The 17,396-nt window shown below is 66.9% G+C and carries 14 protein-coding genes and 1 tRNA gene; 9 read left to right on the plus strand and 6 right to left on the minus strand.

Going from position 1 to position 17,396, the window contains the following annotated elements; genetic code table 11:
* Positions 1-147: 147 nt before the first annotated feature.
* Both GGR03_RS18895 and GGR03_RS18900 read right to left on the minus strand, forming a co-directional pair.
* On the minus strand, positions 148-2,313 hold the full coding sequence (locus tag GGR03_RS18895; RefSeq protein ID WP_183210323.1) for a DUF6538 domain-containing protein: 2,166 nt from the start codon (positions 2,311-2,313) through the stop codon (positions 148-150).
* A 146-nt stretch (positions 2,314-2,459) separates the two neighbouring features.
* Positions 2,460-2,533, minus strand: a tRNA-Gln gene (locus GGR03_RS18900).
* Between the two features lie 394 nt (positions 2,534-2,927).
* On the opposite strand from GGR03_RS18900, the gene GGR03_RS18905 reads away from it, so the two are divergent.
* Together GGR03_RS18905 and GGR03_RS18910 are read left to right on the plus strand one after the other, a co-directional pair.
* On the plus strand, positions 2,928-4,418 hold the full coding sequence (locus GGR03_RS18905) for a Ppx/GppA phosphatase family protein (protein ID WP_418884959.1): 1,491 nt from the start codon (positions 2,928-2,930) through the stop codon (positions 4,416-4,418).
* Positions 4,415-5,152 carry an RlmE family RNA methyltransferase gene (locus tag GGR03_RS18910; protein ID WP_183210325.1) on the plus strand — a complete coding sequence of 246 codons (738 nt, stop codon included), beginning with the start codon at positions 4,415-4,417 and terminating at the stop codon, positions 5,150-5,152. Before GGR03_RS18905 ends, GGR03_RS18910 begins: the two co-directional genes overlap by 4 nt.
* A 3-nt stretch (positions 5,153-5,155) precedes the next feature.
* Here GGR03_RS18910 and GGR03_RS18915 read toward each other — a convergent pair whose 3' ends face one another.
* Complete coding sequence (locus tag GGR03_RS18915; protein WP_183210326.1) at positions 5,156-6,544, minus strand: MFS transporter; 1,389 nt, start codon at positions 6,542-6,544, stop codon at positions 5,156-5,158.
* Between the two features lie 199 nt (positions 6,545-6,743).
* Here GGR03_RS18915 and GGR03_RS18920 point away from each other — a divergent pair, with 199 nt between their 5' ends.
* Entirely contained in the window at positions 6,744-7,778 is a 1,035-nt protein-coding gene (locus GGR03_RS18920; protein ID WP_183210327.1) for an MBL fold metallo-hydrolase, read from the plus strand.
* Between the two features lie 56 nt (positions 7,779-7,834).
* On the opposite strand, the gene GGR03_RS18925 is transcribed toward GGR03_RS18920, so the two are convergent.
* Positions 7,835-8,041 (minus strand): hypothetical protein, encoded by a 207-nt coding sequence (locus tag GGR03_RS18925; RefSeq protein WP_183210328.1) that lies wholly within the window; start codon positions 8,039-8,041, stop codon positions 7,835-7,837.
* Between the two features lie 211 nt (positions 8,042-8,252).
* Here GGR03_RS18925 and guaB point away from each other — a divergent pair, with 211 nt between their 5' ends.
* Positions 8,253-9,755: an IMP dehydrogenase gene (guaB, locus tag GGR03_RS18930; RefSeq protein WP_183210329.1), complete on the plus strand. Its 1,503-nt coding sequence runs from the start codon at positions 8,253-8,255 to the stop codon at positions 9,753-9,755.
* 36 nt (positions 9,756-9,791) lie between these two features.
* Here the strand turns inward: guaB and GGR03_RS18935 are convergent, their stop codons facing one another.
* Positions 9,792-10,700: a hydrogen peroxide-inducible genes activator gene (locus GGR03_RS18935; RefSeq protein WP_183210330.1), complete on the minus strand. Its 909-nt coding sequence runs from the start codon at positions 10,698-10,700 to the stop codon at positions 9,792-9,794.
* 107 nt (positions 10,701-10,807) lie between these two features.
* On the opposite strand from GGR03_RS18935, the gene GGR03_RS18940 reads away from it, so the two are divergent.
* The 4 genes from GGR03_RS18940 (at position 10,808) to GGR03_RS18955 (ending at position 15,009) form a co-directional block, all read left to right on the plus strand.
* Positions 10,808-12,310 (plus strand): catalase, encoded by a 1,503-nt coding sequence (locus GGR03_RS18940; RefSeq protein WP_183210331.1) that lies wholly within the window; start codon positions 10,808-10,810, stop codon positions 12,308-12,310.
* A gap of 215 nt (positions 12,311-12,525) precedes the next feature.
* A complete protein-coding gene (locus tag GGR03_RS18945; RefSeq protein WP_183210332.1) occupies positions 12,526-13,821 on the plus strand; it encodes an RsmB/NOP family class I SAM-dependent RNA methyltransferase in 1,296 nt (431 codons plus the stop codon).
* A complete protein-coding gene (locus tag GGR03_RS18950; RefSeq protein ID WP_183210333.1) occupies positions 13,818-14,270 on the plus strand; it encodes a TspO/MBR family protein in 453 nt (150 codons plus the stop codon). The genes GGR03_RS18945 and GGR03_RS18950 overlap by 4 nt, the downstream gene beginning before the upstream one ends.
* Before the next feature lie 46 nt (positions 14,271-14,316).
* Positions 14,317-15,009: a 5'-methylthioadenosine/S-adenosylhomocysteine nucleosidase gene (locus GGR03_RS18955; protein WP_183210334.1), complete on the plus strand. Its 693-nt coding sequence runs from the start codon at positions 14,317-14,319 to the stop codon at positions 15,007-15,009.
* Between the two features lie 107 nt (positions 15,010-15,116).
* Here the strand turns inward: GGR03_RS18955 and GGR03_RS18960 are convergent, their stop codons facing one another.
* Positions 15,117-15,605, minus strand: a complete 489-nt coding sequence (locus tag GGR03_RS18960) for a YciE/YciF ferroxidase family protein (protein WP_183210335.1) — start codon at positions 15,603-15,605, stop codon at positions 15,117-15,119.
* A gap of 159 nt (positions 15,606-15,764) precedes the next feature.
* Between GGR03_RS18960 and guaA the strand changes: the two genes are divergently transcribed.
* On the plus strand, positions 15,765-17,321 hold the full coding sequence (guaA, locus tag GGR03_RS18965) for a glutamine-hydrolyzing GMP synthase (RefSeq protein WP_183210336.1): 1,557 nt from the start codon (positions 15,765-15,767) through the stop codon (positions 17,319-17,321).
* Positions 17,322-17,396: the final 75 nt, after the last annotated feature.

Below are 17,396 nucleotides of genomic sequence, written 5' to 3' on the forward strand. Positions count from 1 at the left end.
GGTAGCCCTAAGCTGCCGGTTCGCTTTGGCCTCAAGCGGCGCCGAGACGTTTTCCGATCGGGTCGTTGCCGGAAGCCGCTTTCTTTGCCTATGTCCAATTTGACGGTCTGCCACGGTCCAGACTGACGTTTCGCGGGCAGATGGAAATCATTTCCGAAACCGCTTCCCCGGGCTCTTGCCCGCCCAAGGCGGCAGTTGCTTCGCTTCGACCCACGGCAATAGACGGATCGGATGAGGCTCAAGATGGCTCGTGATCGAAGGGTATTTCCGGACGTGGCTCTCGATCAGCGGCAGGCCAGCAACATTCGTATAGCGTAACTCGGTCTTGGACTCGCCGAGCCGTCCGGATATGTCGTTGATGACGGCGGTGTCGACGCCAGCCTGTTTCATCGTGTCGGAGAAACCATGTCTGAGAGCATGGATGGCACGGCTCCACAGGTTCTCCGAGAAGTGCGGTGACGCCTTCACGAGGGGAATGAAGTCTTTGTAGAAGCGGTCCCCAGGGTCATTGGTCTTCAGCAACGGCGAAAACAGCTCGGGGAAGAGCTGCTGGTATCCGAGACGACGGATGGCCCCGACATAGTCGAGAAATCCGAGGCGTAGCACCTCGGAGGGCACCGGCAGAATCCGATCGGACTGCGCGTTCTTGATGCCGCGAATGGTGTTCTCCCGGATGTGGAGGGCAGGGCCGTTCGGTGTAACGAGCACATCCGTCGTCCCCAACCCGGCGAACTCGAACCGGCGCGCGCCTAGATAGGCCAGCATCATTGGCAGGAAGTAGACCCCGGAATGGAACACCGCGTCGCCGGGGATGTCCCGGTTCATCGCATCTCGGCAGCCGGTGAAGACCGGAATGTCGAAGATGGGCCGAACCTGTTCAGGCTTTGGCTTCACCTGCTTGAGACGCAGAGCGCCCAGCTTGGGCTTCTTCGGGCGCAGTCCCTTGAACGACCAGTCCGCTACGACGTAGCCGTTCGCCTGGAGGTGGGTAAGGAACGTATCGAGGTTGCCCAGATGCTTTCTGATCGTCGATGCGGACAAGCCGACCGGGATGGGCGCTCTGCCCAAGCGCTCTGCCCGTGCGTTCTCCTCGACAGCGAAGGTCCGTAGGGCCCCCGGCTTCATCGCGCGCTGGCGCGCGCTCTGTCCGTAACGGGTCGGGATGTCGTTCAGATGCTGGCGGAGCGCTGCCACATGGTGTTGCCGGATTTCGCCGGAATGCGCGACGCCATGCTCCTCCAGAATGTCTCGGAACATCCGCACCAGCGTTCGGACGTCGCTCGCCGTGGCTGGCGTCCAGTTCTGGCGGTTGTTCTTGTAGAGTTCGTCGTAGGCGTGCTCGAAGTCGGCGAGGTGGAGGACACGCTCCGCCGGCGCGACATGCGCGGCATCCAGAGCCTCGGCGGAAATGATTTCCGGCGGATCCATCGGCGTCGGCACTTCGGTTGGCTGCAATCCCTCTTGGGGTTGCTCGGCGGTCCCTGGAGCGTCAATGTCAGGGGGCGCGACCCGGCCGGCTACGGGTGCCACAGCCGAGACGTGTTGAGAGCCCGCGGTGCCGACGGCATCAACAATCGGGTCGACAGAAGCTGAAAACACCAGGTCGGCCCGCTCGTGCTCCGGCAGCGTCGTGGCGACCAGCGCATTCTGCCGGCGGTCAATCATCGGCCAGCGTTCGGTGACGTTGAGCAGGGCGTCGGCCTTGGCGCGGAACAACTCCATCTTCGCCCGTTCGCGATTGGCCAGCGTCGGGTCGAGGCCGACATCTTCCATCTGCTGTCGGACGTCGCGATCGAAGACGACGCCGCGGGCGCCCTTCTGCTCTGCCCAGAAGGTCTCGGCGATCGCCATGACGTGCGGCTCCGGGATGCCGTGGCGCAACAGCAGCGCGCGCGCTGGGCACGCCGCATCGAAGGTGAGCGGACGGGTCGTGCCGAAGAGCTGGATCAGTCGGTAGGCCCAGCCAACCTCGATATCCGCTTCCATCTCGCGCACGTCATCGATCCCGCCGCTGCGCCGGACGGCGAAGGCAATGTCGTCGAGATGTGCGCTCATGCGCTCGATCTCGGCGCGGAAGAGCTGGTCGAGCTGGTCCTTGGTCGTCATCGCGGCAGTTGATCTCACGGTCAGGTCGGCGAGCAGCGTGTTCAGCCGCCGCGCCATGTAGGCCGCTTTGTGATGGTCGGACAACCGAAGCGAGAAGGACAGGCGGGCCTGCCGCGGCACCTGTCGGAAACGCGTCGGGACCCTCGCACGCCAGTAGAAAGTGTGGCCGCGCCGTTCGAGATTGCTTGTTTCGTGCCGAGTCGCCACTGCCCGGATCCCTTGAGCTTGGAGCCCGGGATCGGCCGCATGGGCGTCACCTCTGGGCTACAGGTTTGGGCCCAAAGCACGGCAACGGCACCGAGAGGATTCTCAGCGGCTGAGAACAATAGAGATTACAGTGACTTGCGGTAGGCTGGCTGGGGAACCTGGATTCGAACCAGGACTAACGGAGTCAGAGTCCGTGGGTCTACCGTTAACCTATTCCCCAGCAGGCGACGCAGCGTGTGCGTCACGGGTGACCATATAGACGGGGCGGAGCGGGCTGTGAACCCTCGGCAAGGATTTTTCCTCGCCGCTCGTCGGTGGGCGCCCGGCCCGGTCGGTTCCGGCCGCCGCGGAATGTTCTTCTGCTGTCACCCTGAGCCCGCGGTCCGTCACGACAACCGGATCCGGCCTGTTATCGGTTTCCCTCGCGCGATCACGTGATGCCGGTTGACCCGCCGTGGGGGGCTCGGCCCAACCCTTGTGCTCACCCGGTGGATTGATACACTCTGTAGCGAACCAGAAACCTGAGGCGCCTGAGCACGGCCAATGCCGCTCGGCGCCGGAGAGACAGTGTGAGTGACCATGAAATCGGTGGGAGACGCCGTCCGACCGCGGATCTGAATCGGGAGCCAGCTCCCGGCTTGTCCCCGACCTCGCGTGCGCGGTCTACCCAGGATCCGCGGCAGCAGGCTGCACCACTGCGTGCGCCGGCTCCTGAGGTGTCGGCAGGCGATCGCGGGCCGGTCGATGGCGGGCCGACGAGCGACCTGCCGTTGACCAAGCGGCAGCGCCGGCGGCGGCGCAAGGCCGGCGCCAAGCCCGCTGGGGTGATCGTCGAAAAAGCTGAAGTCGGCGTTTCGGAGACGGAGAAGGGCGAGGCCGGCAAGCTGCGGGGCGCCCGCAAGTCGCGGCGACGCGGCAAACGTCGCGCCAAGACGAACGCCGACGAATCGCTGCCGTCCGCCGCGGCGTCGCCGCGCGCCTTGTCGCCAGTTGCAAGCCTGTCGGCGGCGGGACACGCCATGCCACCTGCGGCAGGCGTTTCGGCTGCTGCTGCGCTTCGTTCTCCCACCGCCGTGAACGGCGCCGGGATGCGGCCGCCTGCCTATGCGGCGCTGGATCTCGGAACCAACAACTGCCGGCTGCTGATCGCCGTGCCGACACGGCCCGGCCAGTTCCGGGTGATCGACGCATTCTCGCGCATCGTCCGGCTGGGGGAGGGGCTCAGTCGCACCGGCAGCCTGTCGCGCGGCGCCATGGACCGCGCCATCGCGGCGCTGTCGATCTGCGCGCAGAAGCTCTCGGCGCGCGACGTCGATCTCGGTCGTGCCCGGCTGATCGCCACGGAAGCCTGCCGCTCGGCGGCGAACGGGGTCGAGTTCATCGAACAGGTGAAGCGGGTGACCGGACTCGACCTCGAGATCGTCAGCCGCGAGACGGAAGCTCGGCTCGCTGTCTCGGGCTGCGGCTCGCTGGTCGACCAGTCGGCGGAAGGCGCCGTGTTGTTCGACATTGGCGGCGGCTCGTCGGAGATCGCGCTGCTCGACCTGCGCGGCGGCAGCACGCGGCGCCTGGCCAGCCGCATCGTTGCCTGGACCTCGCTGCCGGTCGGCGTCGTGAGCCTCGCCGAGCGCCACGGCGGGCGCGACGTGACGCCGGAAATCTTCGAGCGCATGATCGTCGAGACGGTGGAGATGATCGAGCGCTTCCCGGGCCGCGACCGGCTGGGCGACCTCGTCGGCGGCGAGCGGTTCCATCTGCTCGGAACATCCGGCACCGTGACGACGCTTGCCGGCGTGCATCTCGAGCTAGAGCGCTATGACCGCCGCCAGGTGGACGGGCTCTGGCTGACCGATCTCGAGGCCGACGGGCTGGTGGCGCGGATCGCCGGCTGGAGCTTCGAGGAGCGGGTCGCAAATCCCTGTATCGGCAGCGACCGCGCCGATCTGGTATTGGCCGGCTGTGCGATTCTCGAAGCGATCCGGCGGGTCTGGCCGGCGCGCACGCTGCGCGTCGCCGACCGTGGCCTGCGCGAAGGACTGTTGACCGAAATGATGGACGCCGACGGGGTCTGGCGCCGTGACACGGCATGGAGGGCCCATTCATGAGCGGCGGACGCGGCGACGACCGGGGCCTGACGGTCCGGGTGAAGAAGAAGCGCGGGCTGAAGGCGTCGTCACGCCGCTGGCTGGAGCGCCAGCTCAACGACCCTTACGTCCGCCGGGCGCGCGCCGACGGATACCGCTCGCGCGCGGCCTACAAGCTGATCGAGACCGACGACCGCTACAAGTTCCTGAAGAAAGGCGATCGCGTCGTTGACCTGGGCGCGGCACCGGGCGGCTGGTGCCAGGTCGCGGCCGATCGGGTCGGCTCGGTCGCGGACGACATCCGCGTCGTCGGCATCGACTATCTGCCGGTGGAGCCGGTGATCGGCGCGACCATCCTCGAGATGGATTTCCTCGACGAGGTGGCGCCCGGCCTGATCCTTGCCGAACTCGGCGGCGACCCGGACGTGGTCCTCTCCGACATGGCGGCGCCGACCACGGGGCATCGGCGTACCGACCATCTGCGGACCATGCATCTCTGCGAAGTCGCCGCCGACTTCGCCGTGCGCACCCTGCGGCCGGGCGGGCACTTCTTCGCGAAGACCTTCCAGGGTGGGACGGAGCAGGACCTCCTGAACCTCCTCAAGCGCAATTTCACCACGATCCACCACGTCAAGCCGCCGTCGTCGCGGGAGGATTCGGTCGAGCTCTACATCCTGGCCAAGGGCTTCAAGGGCCGACAGGCCGAGGGGGATGACGCTGCGGCCGAGCAGGACGAGGCCGGGCCGCTCGGCTGAACCCTACTCCGCGGGCTGGCGCCGCCCCGCCACCTCGTCGCCGGCCTCGCGTGCCATCGGCAGGAAGACGAGGGCCGCCGCCGCGGTGATGCCACCGACGACGAAGAAGGCGGCGGAGAAGTCAGCAAGGCTCGCCTCGGTGCTTCCGGACAGCGCCATGCCGGCCTCGAGCACCGCGCCGGCGACGGCGACGCCGGTGGCGATCGAGACCTGCTGCAGCGCCCCCATCAGCGCGGTCGCGTCGCCCGTTCCCTGCCGCGGCACGTCGGCGAAGGCCAGCGCGTTGATCGAGGTGAAGAACAGCGAGCGGAAGAAACCGCCGACGAGCAGCAGCAGAAGCACGATGGCGATCGGGCTGTCGGGCCGGTAGAGGCCGACCATGGCCATCATGCCGCCGCCGATGATTGCCGTGGCGATCAGCGTGTTGCGGAAGCCGAGCCGCTTCAGGATCGGGTGGGCGAGCAGCTTCATGCCCATGGCGCCGCCGATCGAGACGCAGGTGATGAGACCCGACTGGAACGGCGTGTAGCCGAAGCCGAGCTGCAGCATCAGCGGCAGCAGGAACGGCGTCGCGCCGGCGCCGATGCGAAACAGGGCTCCGCCGACGATCGCGGCGCGCAGCGTCTCGATCCGGAACAGCGACAGTTTCAGCACCGGGTTCTCGGTACGCCTTGCGTGGGCGACGTAGAGTCCGGCCGCGACGATGCCGGCGCCCGCCATCACCAGGCCGAAGACCGGCGGCAGGGCCGGCAGCGACACCACCGAGAAGCCGAAGACGACGCCGGCGCAGGCAAAGCCCGAGAGCATGAAACCGGGGAAGTCGAACTTCACGCCCTTCACCCGGTCGATATGCGGCAGGTAGCGCGTCGCCAGCAATATGCCGGCAATGCCGATCGGCAGGTTGATCAGGAAGATCCAGCGCCAGTCGGCATAGGTCGAGATCGCGCCGCCGATCGGCGGGCCGACCAGCGGTCCGATGAGCGCCGGGATGGTGAACCAGGCCATGGCGCTGACCAGCTGCGATTTCGGCACGGCGCGCACCAGCAGGAGCCGCCCGACCGGCGTCATCATCGCGCCGCCCATGCCCTGGAGGAAGCGTGCGGCGACGAACCCTTCGAGCGAATTGGCGAAGGCGCAGGCAAGCGAGCCGATGACGAACACCGCGATGGCCAGACGGAAGACCAGCTTCGGGCCCCAGCTGTCGGCCAACCGGCCGGAGATCGGGATGAAGATCGCCAGCGACACGTAATAGCTGGTCAGCGCCAGCTTCAGCGCAATCGGGCTGGTCCCGAGGTCGGCGGCGATCACCGGCAGCGACGTCGCGATGACCGTCGAATCCATGTTCTCCATGAACAGGGCGACGGCAAGCACGATCGGGACGATCCGGTTCACGGCAGACCTCGGAAAATACGATAAGGCAGACTTATCGGGATGCGCCGCCGATCGAATACAGTCAAGCGCCGGCAGGTCCTGTGGGTCAACTTGGCGTGTGAATCGGTTGCCGTGCCGGCGTGCCGGGCCAGTTTGGCCCGCCATGGCCGCCACGATTCCTGTGGTCGCTGCGAGTTTTCACGACAGGGAGACACGGACCATGAGCCAGAATACCGTCGACAGTTCGATCTGCAGTCGCCGCAACGCGCTGAAACTGGCCGTCGCGGCCGGCGGAATCGCCGCCGGGGTGCTCTCCGTTCGCGGGGCCTTCGCGCAGGACACCGACACGGACGCCGCGGCCCGCGCACGCGCCAGCGCCGACTCACCCGGCTGGCACCGCATCACCCTCGGGGAGGCGCGGATCACCACGATCCTCGACGGGCTGCGGCCGGGCGATGGCCCGTATCCCACCTTCGGCGCCGACCAGAGCCAGGAGGCGATGGCCGAGCTGATGCGCGAGAACTACCTGCCGGAGGACCGCTTCGCCAACGGCTTCACGCCGACGCTGGTCGAGCTCGACGACAATCTGATCCTGTTCGACACCGGGTTTGGCGAATCCGGCCGCGAGAACGGCTTCGGCCGGCTGGTCGAGCGCATGGACGCGGCGGGCTACCGGCCGGAGGACGTCACCATCGTCGTGCTCACGCATTTCCACGGCGACCACATCCAGGGCCTGATGACCGGCGATGCGCCGACCTTCCCCAATGCGCGCTATGTCGCCGGTCAGGTCGAATACGACTGGTGGACGTCGGACGAGGCCAAGAACGGCGACAGGGCGCAGGGCGCCGCGCTGGTGGAGCGGCTGATCGTGCCGCTGCGCGAGCAGATGACGCTGGTCAGCGAGGGCGACGAGATCGTCTCGGGTATCACGGCGATGGAGGCGTTTGGCCATTCGCCGGGCCACATGATCTTCGAGGTCGCGTCCGGCGACCAGCGGCTCTGGCTGACCGCCGACACCGCGAACCATTATGTCGCGTCGCTGCAGAAACCGGAATGGCAGGTCTCCTTCGATCAGGACAAGGCGAAGGCCACAGAGACGCGCAAGCGCGTCTTCGACCGGATCGCCGAGGAGCGGATCCCGTTCATCGGCTTCCACATGCCATTCCCCGCCATCGGCTATGCGCAGAAGCTTGAGGATGGCGGCTACCGCTTCATCCCGGAAACCTACCAGCTGGCGCTTACCGACGAAGGCTGACCGGCACGACCGAGCGGTCCGGCTATCGCCGGGCTGCTCGAACTCGCCCGGCGCAGTCAGCGGGAGCAGCCGATCTCGGCCATGATGGCCAGCACGTCTGCGCGCGAGCCGCAAACGTTCTCGCAAGGGATACCGTCTTTGTCGCGGTCCGCACCGGGATGGTTGCCGGCGCACCAGGCAATGACCGCCTGACGGCAGGTCGTGTAATCGGTGCATCGTGCCGCCTGCGCCTCGCTCGCGGCGGCGGTCAGCGCCACCGTCACGAGAGTCCATCGTGCCATAAAGTTCATGTGTCGCCGCATCCGTCTGCTCCTGCCTGCCATTTCGAACCGCTGCGTGGCCTGCCATGAGGTTGCGGTGGCAGCCTTGCGCTAGCCGACCTTCCCAAGGGGGTGGGGTCGTGATAGCAGCCCGTGCCAATCCTTTTTCCCGCCGACTCGATTATTCGCGGTGGATGCAGCACCGAGGACTGGCATGGCCCGTATCATCGAAACCGCGACCGGCGCGACCGCGCTGACGTTTGACGACGTCCTGCTGCAGCCCGGCCATTCGCAGGTCATGCCCGGCGAGGTGGACCTTCGGACGGCGATTACCCGCACCCTGCGCCTCAATCTGCCGATCCTTTCCGCCGCCATGGATACCGTTACCGAAAGCCGGCTGGCGATCGCCATGGCGCAGGCCGGCGGCATCGGCGTCATCCATCGCAACCTGTCGCCCGCCGAGCAGGCCGAGGCGGTGCGCCAGGTGAAGAAGTTCGAGAGCGGCATGGTGGTCAATCCGGTGACCATCGGTCCAGACGCCACGCTCGGCGACGCGCGCATGCTGATGACTCGGCACCACATCTCAGGCATTCCGGTGGTGCTGAATGGCGGGCAGGGCGGGCAGACCCGCGGCCGCCTCGTCGGCATTCTGACCAACCGCGACGTGCGCTTTGCCACCGACGACAGCCAGCCGATCCACGAACTGATGACCAAGGACCGGCTGATCACCGTGCGCGAATCTGTCGACCAGGAGGAGGCCAAGCGTCTCCTGCATCAGCACCGGATCGAGAAGCTAGTGGTGGTCGACGACGACGGCCACTGCATCGGGCTGATCACGGTCAAGGACATGGAGAAATCCCAGCTCAACCCGAACGCGTCCAAGGATGCTCAGGGCCGGCTGCTCGCCGCGGCCGCGACCAGCGTCGGCGACGACGGCTTCGAGCGCGCCGAACGGCTGATCGACGCGGGCGCCGACCTCATCGTCATCGACACCGCGCACGGCCATTCGCAGCGCGTGCTGGACGCCGTGGCGCGGGTGAAGCGCATGTCGAACGAGGTGCAGATCATCGCCGGCAACGTCGCGACGCCGGACGGCACCAAGGCGCTGATCGACGTCGGCGCGGACGGCATCAAGGTCGGCATCGGCCCGGGCTCGATCTGCACCACGCGGATCGTCGCCGGGGTCGGCGTGCCGCAGCTCTCGGCCATCATGGGCGCGGCGGAGGAAGCCGACAAGGCCGGTATCCCGGTCATCGCCGATGGCGGCATCAAGTTTTCGGGCGATCTCGCCAAGGCCCTTGCGGCCGGCGCTAGGGCGGCGATGGTCGGCTCGCTGCTCGCCGGCACGGACGAAAGCCCCGGCGAGATCTATCTGCACCAGGGCCGCTCCTACAAAGCCTATCGCGGCATGGGCTCGGTGGGCGCCATGGCCCGCGGCTCGGCCGACCGATATTTCCAGGCGGAAGTCCAGGACACGCTGAAGCTGGTGCCGGAAGGCATCGAGGGGCAGGTTGCCTACAAGGGCCAGGTGTCCGCCGTGTTGCATCAGCTGGCCGGCGGCCTGCGCGCGGCGATGGGCTATGTCGGCGCGGCCGATCTCGCCGAATTCCGAGAGAAGGCGCAGTTCGTGCGGATCTCCAACGCCGGGTTGCGCGAGAGCCACGCGCACGACGTGACGATCACCCGCGAGAGCCCGAACTATCCGGGCGGCGGCTGAAGACCCATTCGAACCAAGGGACCACTGGCAGCCTCCTCACGCTGCCAAGTCGCGCTCGGGCTTGCCGGCACGCCGGATGACGTCGGCCAGAACCTCGAAATCCTGCCGCCGCGCGGTCGAGGGTCGGAAGGCGAGAGCGATGGTCCGGGCGGGCGCCGGATCCTCGAACGGCAGGATGGCGATGCCGCCGCGGCGCGTCTCGTCGCCGACCGCCATGTCCGGTATGAGCGTCGCGCCGAGGCCGGCGGCGACCATGCGCAGGATGGTCGACAGGCTGGTCGCCCCGAGGCCCGCCCGCTCGCTGGCATCGGCGATCTGGCAGATCTCCAGCGCCTGGTCCCGCAGGCAGTGCCCTTCTTCGAGCAGGATGAGCCGGACGTCCCGCATCAGTCCGATGGGAACTTGCGAGGCGTAGCGATCCGCCTGGTCCGCCGGGACGGCGAAATGGAAACGGTCCTCGAACAGCGTCAGCGTCTCAAGCCCGTGTTCGTCGACCGGCAGCGCGACGACGGCGCAGTCGATCTCACCGGCGGACAATTCCCGGAGCAGCCGGTCGGTGACGCTTTCGCGCACTTCGCATTCGAGTCGCGGATGCTCGCTGGCAAGCAGCGCCAGCAATGACGGGAGCAGATAGGGCGCGACCGAGGCGATGACGCCCAGCCGCAGACGCCGCGAGAGCGGCGCATCGCCCGCCGTCGCGATGCTCTCCAGCTCCCGCACCTCGGTGAGGATCGAACGGACACGTGCGCCGATTGCCGCGCCTTCGCCGGTCAGGGCGATGCCCCCGGAAGAGCGCTGGAAGAGCGCACCGCCGAAGAAGGCTTCCATCTGGGCGATCTGTGCGGAAAGCGCCGGCTGGCTGATGTTCAGACGCTTGGCGGCGCGGCCGAAATGCAGCGTCTCGCTGAGCGCCTCGAAATAGCGGAGCTGTCGAAGGGTGATCATCTCGATAGGATAAACTGATTGGCATCGGTTGAAAATACGATTGGAGATTATCGACCGCGCTGGGTATATTGGAACCACACTCATTCCAGAATCGAACGGAGGCCCCGATGGCTGATCGCCCGAGACTAACGACGACTGCCGGCGCGCCGGTGTCGAGCAATCAGAACGCCAAGACCGTGGGCCGCCACGGACCGGTGCTGCTCGAGGACTTCCAGCTGATCGAGAAGCTGGCGCATCAGAACCGCGAGCGCGTACCCGAGCGTGTCGTCCACGCCAAGGGCTGGGGCGCCTACGGCACCCTCAACGTGACCGAGGACGTCAGCCGCTACACCCGCGCCAAGGTGCTGCAGCCGGGCACGAAGACCGAGATGTTCGCGCGCTTCTCCACGGTCGCCGGCGAGCAGGGCGCGGCGGATGCCGAGCGCGACGTGCGCGGCTTCTCGCTGAAATTCTACACCGAGGAAGGCAACTGGGACCTCGTCGGCAACAACACCCCGGTGTTCTTCGTCGCCGACCCGTACAAGTTCCCGGACTTCATCCACACGCAGAAGCGCCATCCGCGCACCAATCTGCGTTCGGCGACGGCGATGTGGGATTTCTGGTCGCTCTGCCCGGAATCGCTGCACCAGGTGACGATCCTGATGTCGGACCGCGGCATCCCCACCGACCCGAGCCGCATGAACGGCTATGGCAGCCACACCTTCTCGCTGTGGAACGACCAGGGCGAGCGCTTCTGGGTGAAGTTCCACTTCAAGACCCGGCAGGGCCATGCCCACTTCGTCAACGAGGAAGCCGAGAAGGTCATCGCCAAGTCCCGCGAGAGCTATCAGGAAGCACTCTACGGGATGATCGAGGACGGCCGGTTCCCGAAGTGGGACATGTTCATCCAGGTGATGCCGGAAGACGAGGCCGCGGCCTTCGAGGAGAAGACCGGCTGGAGCGCGTTCGACCTCACCAAGGTCTGGCCGCATGGCATGTATCCGCTGATTAAGGTCGGCGAGATGGAACTGAACCGCAACCCGGAAAACTACTTCGTCGAGGTCGAGCAGTCGGCGTTCAACCCTTCCAACGTGGTGCCGGGCATCGGCTTCTCGCCGGACCGGATGCTGCAGGGACGTCTGTTCTCCTATCCGGACGCGCATCGCTACCGCATCGGCACGCATTATGATGCGCTGGCGGTCAACAAGCCGCGCAGCCCCGTGGCCCACTACCACATGGGCGGCGAGATGACGCTCGGCCTGGCGACCAACCCGGACGCCTATTACGAGCCGAACTCGTTCGGCGGCCCGGTCGAGGATCCGAGCGTCGAGGAGCCGCCGCACCGCTATGCCGGCGACGTCGCGCGCTACGACTTCCGCGGCACGGCCGACCACTACAGCCAGCCGCGGGCCCTGTTCGAGCTGTTTGACGACGGCGAGAAGCAGCGCCTGTTCAACAACATTGCCGGCGCGATGCAGGGCGTGCCGCAGTTCATCGTGGACCGGCAGCTGGCGCATTTCGACAAGGCGCATCCCGACTACGGGGCCGGCGTGCGTCAGGCGATTTCGGTCCAGACGCGCGACGATGCCGAGGCAAGCCTCTCCACCAGCCACAGCGCCGCGGCCGAGTAGGCAGCAGCCTTTCGCCAGACGGTGCGAGACTTCAAGCGTTGAAAGGGCCGGGAGCGATCCCGGCCCTTTCCGTTTCAGCGGCAAAGGCCTATGCACGGGCCATCATCAGGAAAATGGCAGGCGGGACGTGTCTTACTGACGCGCCCACATTTGCTGCCGATCGGCGCGCGGCTCGACCCGAGGTGTCGCCGCCTGCGAACACCGAGGAACATTTCATGCGTCTAGGCGGCCGAATGGCAGCTTCCATCGAGGTTCTCGCCGACATCGAGACACGGCGACGGCCGGTCGGCGACGCGCTGAAGGATTGGGGGCTTTCGCACCGTTTCGCCGGGTCGGGTGACCGCGCCGCGATCGGCAACATCGTCTACGACGTCCTGCGCCGGAAACGCTCGCTGGCCTGGCGGCTCGACGATCCCTCGCCGCGCGCTCTGGTATTCGGTGCAGTGCTCGATTCCAGCGGGCTCGACGAAAAGGGCCTCGCTCTGGCTCTCGAGGGTGACCGCTTCGCGCCGGAAATGATCTCGGCGGACGATCTCGCAGGCTATCGCACGCGTGAGATCGCCCAGGCGCCGGACGCCGTCCGGGCCGACGTGCCGGACTGGATCGGCCCGCATCTGGCCGAAGCGTTCGGCGAGGATTGGGTCGAGGAAGCCGCCGCGCTCGGCGAGCGGCCGCCGCTGGACATGCGGGCCAACACGCTGCGCGCGGACCGCGACAAGGTTGCGAGGGCTCTGGAGCCTTTCGCCCCACAGCCATCGCCAATCGCCCCGCAGGGGCTGCGCATCGCGCCGATCGCCGGCGACGGGCGGCATCCGAACGTCCAGGTCGAGGCCGGCTTCCAGAAGGGCTGGTTCGAGATTCAGGACGAGGGCTCTCAGATCGTCGCGGCGTTGACCGGCGTCGCGCCGGGCGAGCAGGTGCTCGACTATTGCGCCGGCGCCGGCGGCAAGACGCTGGCTCTTGCTGCCGCAATGGAGAATACCGGCCAGATCCACGCCTATGATTCCGACCGGCAGCGGCTGGCACCGATCCACGAGCGGCTGAAGCGGGCCGAAGTGCGCAATGTCCAGGTGCACGCCCCGCGCGACGACCTGTCGGAGCATCGCGGGCGGATGGATCTGGTGCTGGTCGACGCGCCCTGCACGGGCACCGGCACCTGGCGGCGGCGGCCGGACGCCAAGTGGCGATTGTCGGAACAGGCGCTGGAGCGCCGGGTCGTGGAGCAGCGCGAGGCGCTTGCGGGCGCGGCGGCATTCGTCAAGCCGGGCGGGCGACTCGCTTATGTGACCTGCTCTCTGCTGCCGGCCGAGAACGAGGCGCAGGTCGAGGCATTCCTGACGGCACAGCCGGACTTCGCGCTGCTCGACGTCGCGGCGACCTGGGCCACGGTCTTTCCCGAGGCGCCGCCGGCATTTCTGTCGCGTCCGCACAAGGAGGGCACGACGCTGACGCTGACGCCGCGCACGAGCGGCACCGACGGCTTCTTCCTGGCGCTGTTCACAAGGCGATGAGGCACCCTCTCGTCACCCTGGCGCTGTTCGTCGCGCTAACCGTCGGCGGTGGCGGGCTGCTCGGCCTCGTCGTCGAGACCGGCGGCTGGTACGCCGGACTGGAAAAGCCCGGCTTCAACCCGCCGGGATGGCTGTTCGGCCCGGTCTGGGGGATTCTCTACGTCCTGATCGGCATCGCCGGCTGGCGCGTCTGGCGGATTGACGACCGGTCGGCCTTGCGCGTCTGGTGGCTGCAACTGGGGCTCAACTTCGCCTGGCCACTGCTGTTCTTCGGGGCGAACCTGATCGTCCCGGCATTGGTCGTGCTGCTGGCCCTCTTCGCCGCGATCGTCTGGTTCCTGCGCGAGACGTGGGGCACCGATCGCCCGGCCGCCCTCCTGTTCCTGCCCTATGCGGCCTGGACCGCCTATGCGGTGCTTCTCAACGGCGCGATATGGTGGTTGAACTAGCAGGCGGGCCGTCCGCCATCCTCGTCTTCGATCGCCGGACCTCGTCATGACCCCCTACGACCCCTCAAAAAGCGATCTGGTTCTCGACGAGATCGGCGGCGCGCGGGTGCTGTTCGTCATGGCCGCCGCCGCGGAATACGGCCCGATGCTGAAACAGCGGATCCGGCCGCTGATGACCGGCGTCGGCCCGATCGAGGCGGCGCTCGGCACCGGCGTCGCGCTGCATGCGCTGTCGCTGGCCGGCCATCGCCCGGACCTCGTCGTCTCCCTCGGCTCGGCCGGCTCGCGGACGTTGGAGCAGGGCGAGATCTACCAGGTCTCGTCGGTCTCCTGGCGCGACATCGACGCCTCGCCGCTCGGCTTCGTCAGAGGCGTCACGCCCTTCCTCGACCATCCGGTGGACACGCCCCTGCCGACGCCGATCCCCAGCGTCAAACAGGCGCGACTCTCGACGGGCTCCGATATCGTCTCCGGAATCCGCTACCGCGAGATAGATGCCGACATGGTCGACATGGAAACGTTCGCGGTGCTGCGCGCCTGCCAGCGTTTCAGCGTGCCGCTGCTCGGACTGCGCGGGATCTCCGACGGAGCCAGCGCCCTTCACCATTACGACGACTGGGCGACGCTGCTGCACGTCATCGACGAGAAGCTGGCGGACGCGGTCGACAGGCTGGAAGTGGCCTTGGATTCGGGCCTGCTGATCCTCGATCAGCCCGTTCCGCCGGATGCGTCGGTCTGAACTGGGTGATGCGCTCGTCTCTGACGACGGCTCCGGGCAAAAGATGTGGAAAAGGGAGGGCCGGCCGAGCCGATCCTCCCTTCTGATCGCCGACGGCGCGGTGCCGGTCAGGCGGCCTTCTTGTTCAGCTTGCTCTCGCCGAGCTTGCTGAGCGCCGCGTCGGTCTTCTTTTCCTCGTCGAGCGTCGCCTGCAGGTGCTGGATGACGTCGGTGTGCTTCAGCGTCTCTGCCCACGAGACCAGCGTGCCGTAGCGGGAAATCTCGTAGTGCTCGACCGCCTGGGCAGCCGCGAGCAGGGCGGCGTCGAGGGTTTCGGCGTCCTCGATCTCTTCCATCAGTTCTTCGGCTTCCTTGACGATGCCTTCGATGGCCGGGCACTTCTCTGCCTTCGCCTTCTGGCCGAGGGTCTCGAAGACTGTCTCGAGTCGGGTCACCTGACCCTTGGTCTCCTCGAGATGCTTGTCGAACGCCTTCTTCAGCTCAGGCGACGTCGCCTTCTTCGACATCTTCGGCAGCGATTTCACGATGGTCTTCTCGGCGTAATAGACGTCTTGCAGCGTGTGCAGGAACAGGTCGTCGAGGCTCTTGATTTCCATGGGTTCGTCCTTTCCGGGGGCCAGCGTGCTGGCGATGTTTCAAAACGGCGTGACCGGGTCGATGTTCCCGCGCCATTCGTTGTGCAGGCGCGAAAGGAATCGCCCCGGAGCGCCTGCCAAGCCCTTGCCATCCGGGCCCTCCTTGCCTAAAGCCTCGCCATGAAAGCCCATCCCGATACCGTCCTCATCATCGACTTCGGCTCGCAGGTCACGCAGCTGATCGCCCGGCGCGTCCGCGAAGCCGGCGTCTATTCCGAGATCGTTCCCTTCCAGTCGGCCGAGGAAGGCTTCGCCCGGCTGAAGCCGAAGGCTGTGATCCTCTCCGGCTCGCCGGCCTCGACCGGCGATATCGACTCGCCGCGCGCGCCGCAGGCGGTGTTTGAAGCCGGCATCCCGGTGCTCGGGATCTGCTACGGCCAGATGACGATGTGCGTGCAGCTCGGCGGCCGCGCCGAAGCCTCGCCGCATCGCGAGTATGGCCGGGCCTTTCTCGAGGTGGAGAAGAGCTGTGCGCTGTTCGACGGTCTCTGGCCGGAGGGCACTCGCCACCAGGTCTGGATGAGCCACGGCGACCGGGTCATCGACATGCCGCCTGGCTTCGAGATCTTCGCCCGTTCGCCCGGCGCGCCCTATGCCGTGTTTGGCGACGAGAGCCGCAGGATGTACGGGCTGATGTTCCATCCGGAAGTGGTGCACACCACCGACGGGGCGAAGCTGATCGCCAATTTCGTCCACAATGTCGCCGGCCTTGCCGGCGACTGGACCATGGCCGCCTTCAAGGATCAGGCGATCGCCGAGATCCGCGCCAAGGTCGGCGATGGACGGGTGATCTGCGGCCTGTCCGGCGGCGTCGACTCCTCGGTCGCCGCGGTGCTGATCCACGAGGCGATCGGCGAGCAGCTGACCTGCATCTTCGTCGACCACGGCCTCCTGCGGATGAACGAGGCCGAGGAAGTCGTCTCGATGTTCCGGGACCACTACAACATCCCGCTCGTCCACGTCGAAGCGCAGGACCTTTTCATTGACGCGTTGGAAGGCGAGCTCGATCCCGAGGTCAAGCGCAAGACCATCGGCCGGCTGTTCATCGAGACCTTCGAGGCCGAGGCGAAAAAGCTCGGCGGCGCCGACTTCCTTGCCCAGGGGACGCTCTATCCGGACGTCATCGAGAGCGTCTCGTTCTCCGGCGGCCCGTCGGTGACGATCAAGTCGCACCACAATGTCGGCGGCCTGCCGGAGCGCATGAACATGCAGCTCGTCGAGCCGCTGCGCGAACTGTTCAAGGACGAGGTGCGCATTCTCGGCCGCGAGCTCGGCCTGCCGGAGCGCTTCGTCGGTCGCCAGCCCTTTCCGGGACCAGGGCTCGCCATCCGCTGCCCGGGTGGCGTGACGCGCGAGAAGCTGGCGATCCTGCGCCAGGCCGACGCGATCTATCTCGACGAGATCCGCAAGGCCGGCCTTTACGACGCCATCTGGCAGGCCTTCGCCGTGCTGCTGCCGGTGCAGACCGTCGGCGTCATGGGCGACGGGCGCACGTACGAATTCGTGTGCGCACTGCGCGCGGTGACCAGCGTCGACGGCATGACGGCGGATTTCTACTCCTTCGACATGGAATTCCTCGGCAACACCGCGACCCGCATCATCAACGAGGTGAAGGGCATCAACCGGGTCGTCTACGACGTGACCTCCAAGCCCCCCGGCACGATCGAGTGGGAATGATTTCTGCCCATCCGATGCGCAAATTCGGGTGCTTAAGCCATGAAGACGTTTGATCTCCGGGCGGCGGCTCTGGAC

The organism is Aurantimonas endophytica (assembly GCF_014196845.1).
Taxonomy (GTDB): Bacteria; Pseudomonadota; Alphaproteobacteria; order Rhizobiales; family Rhizobiaceae; genus Aurantimonas; species Aurantimonas endophytica.

Coding starts and splice junctions, on each gene's coding strand:
- guaB (WP_183210329.1), top strand. CDS start 8,253: ATGGCCCGTATCATCGAAACCGCGACCGGCGCGACCGCGCTGACGTTT.
- GGR03_RS18955 (WP_183210334.1), top strand. CDS start 14,317: ATGACCCCCTACGACCCCTCAAAAAGCGATCTGGTTCTCGACGAGATC.
- guaA (WP_183210336.1), top strand. CDS start 15,765: ATGAAAGCCCATCCCGATACCGTCCTCATCATCGACTTCGGCTCGCAG.
- GGR03_RS18960 (WP_183210335.1), bottom strand. CDS start 15,605: ATGGAAATCAAGAGCCTCGACGACCTGTTCCTGCACACGCTGCAAGAC.
- GGR03_RS18950 (WP_183210333.1), top strand. CDS start 13,818: ATGAGGCACCCTCTCGTCACCCTGGCGCTGTTCGTCGCGCTAACCGTC.
- GGR03_RS18910 (WP_183210325.1), top strand. CDS start 4,415: ATGAGCGGCGGACGCGGCGACGACCGGGGCCTGACGGTCCGGGTGAAG.
- GGR03_RS18935 (WP_183210330.1), bottom strand. CDS start 10,700: ATGATCACCCTTCGACAGCTCCGCTATTTCGAGGCGCTCAGCGAGACG.
- GGR03_RS18920 (WP_183210327.1), top strand. CDS start 6,744: ATGAGCCAGAATACCGTCGACAGTTCGATCTGCAGTCGCCGCAACGCG.
- GGR03_RS18945 (WP_183210332.1), top strand. CDS start 12,526: ATGCGTCTAGGCGGCCGAATGGCAGCTTCCATCGAGGTTCTCGCCGAC.
- GGR03_RS18940 (WP_183210331.1), top strand. CDS start 10,808: ATGGCTGATCGCCCGAGACTAACGACGACTGCCGGCGCGCCGGTGTCG.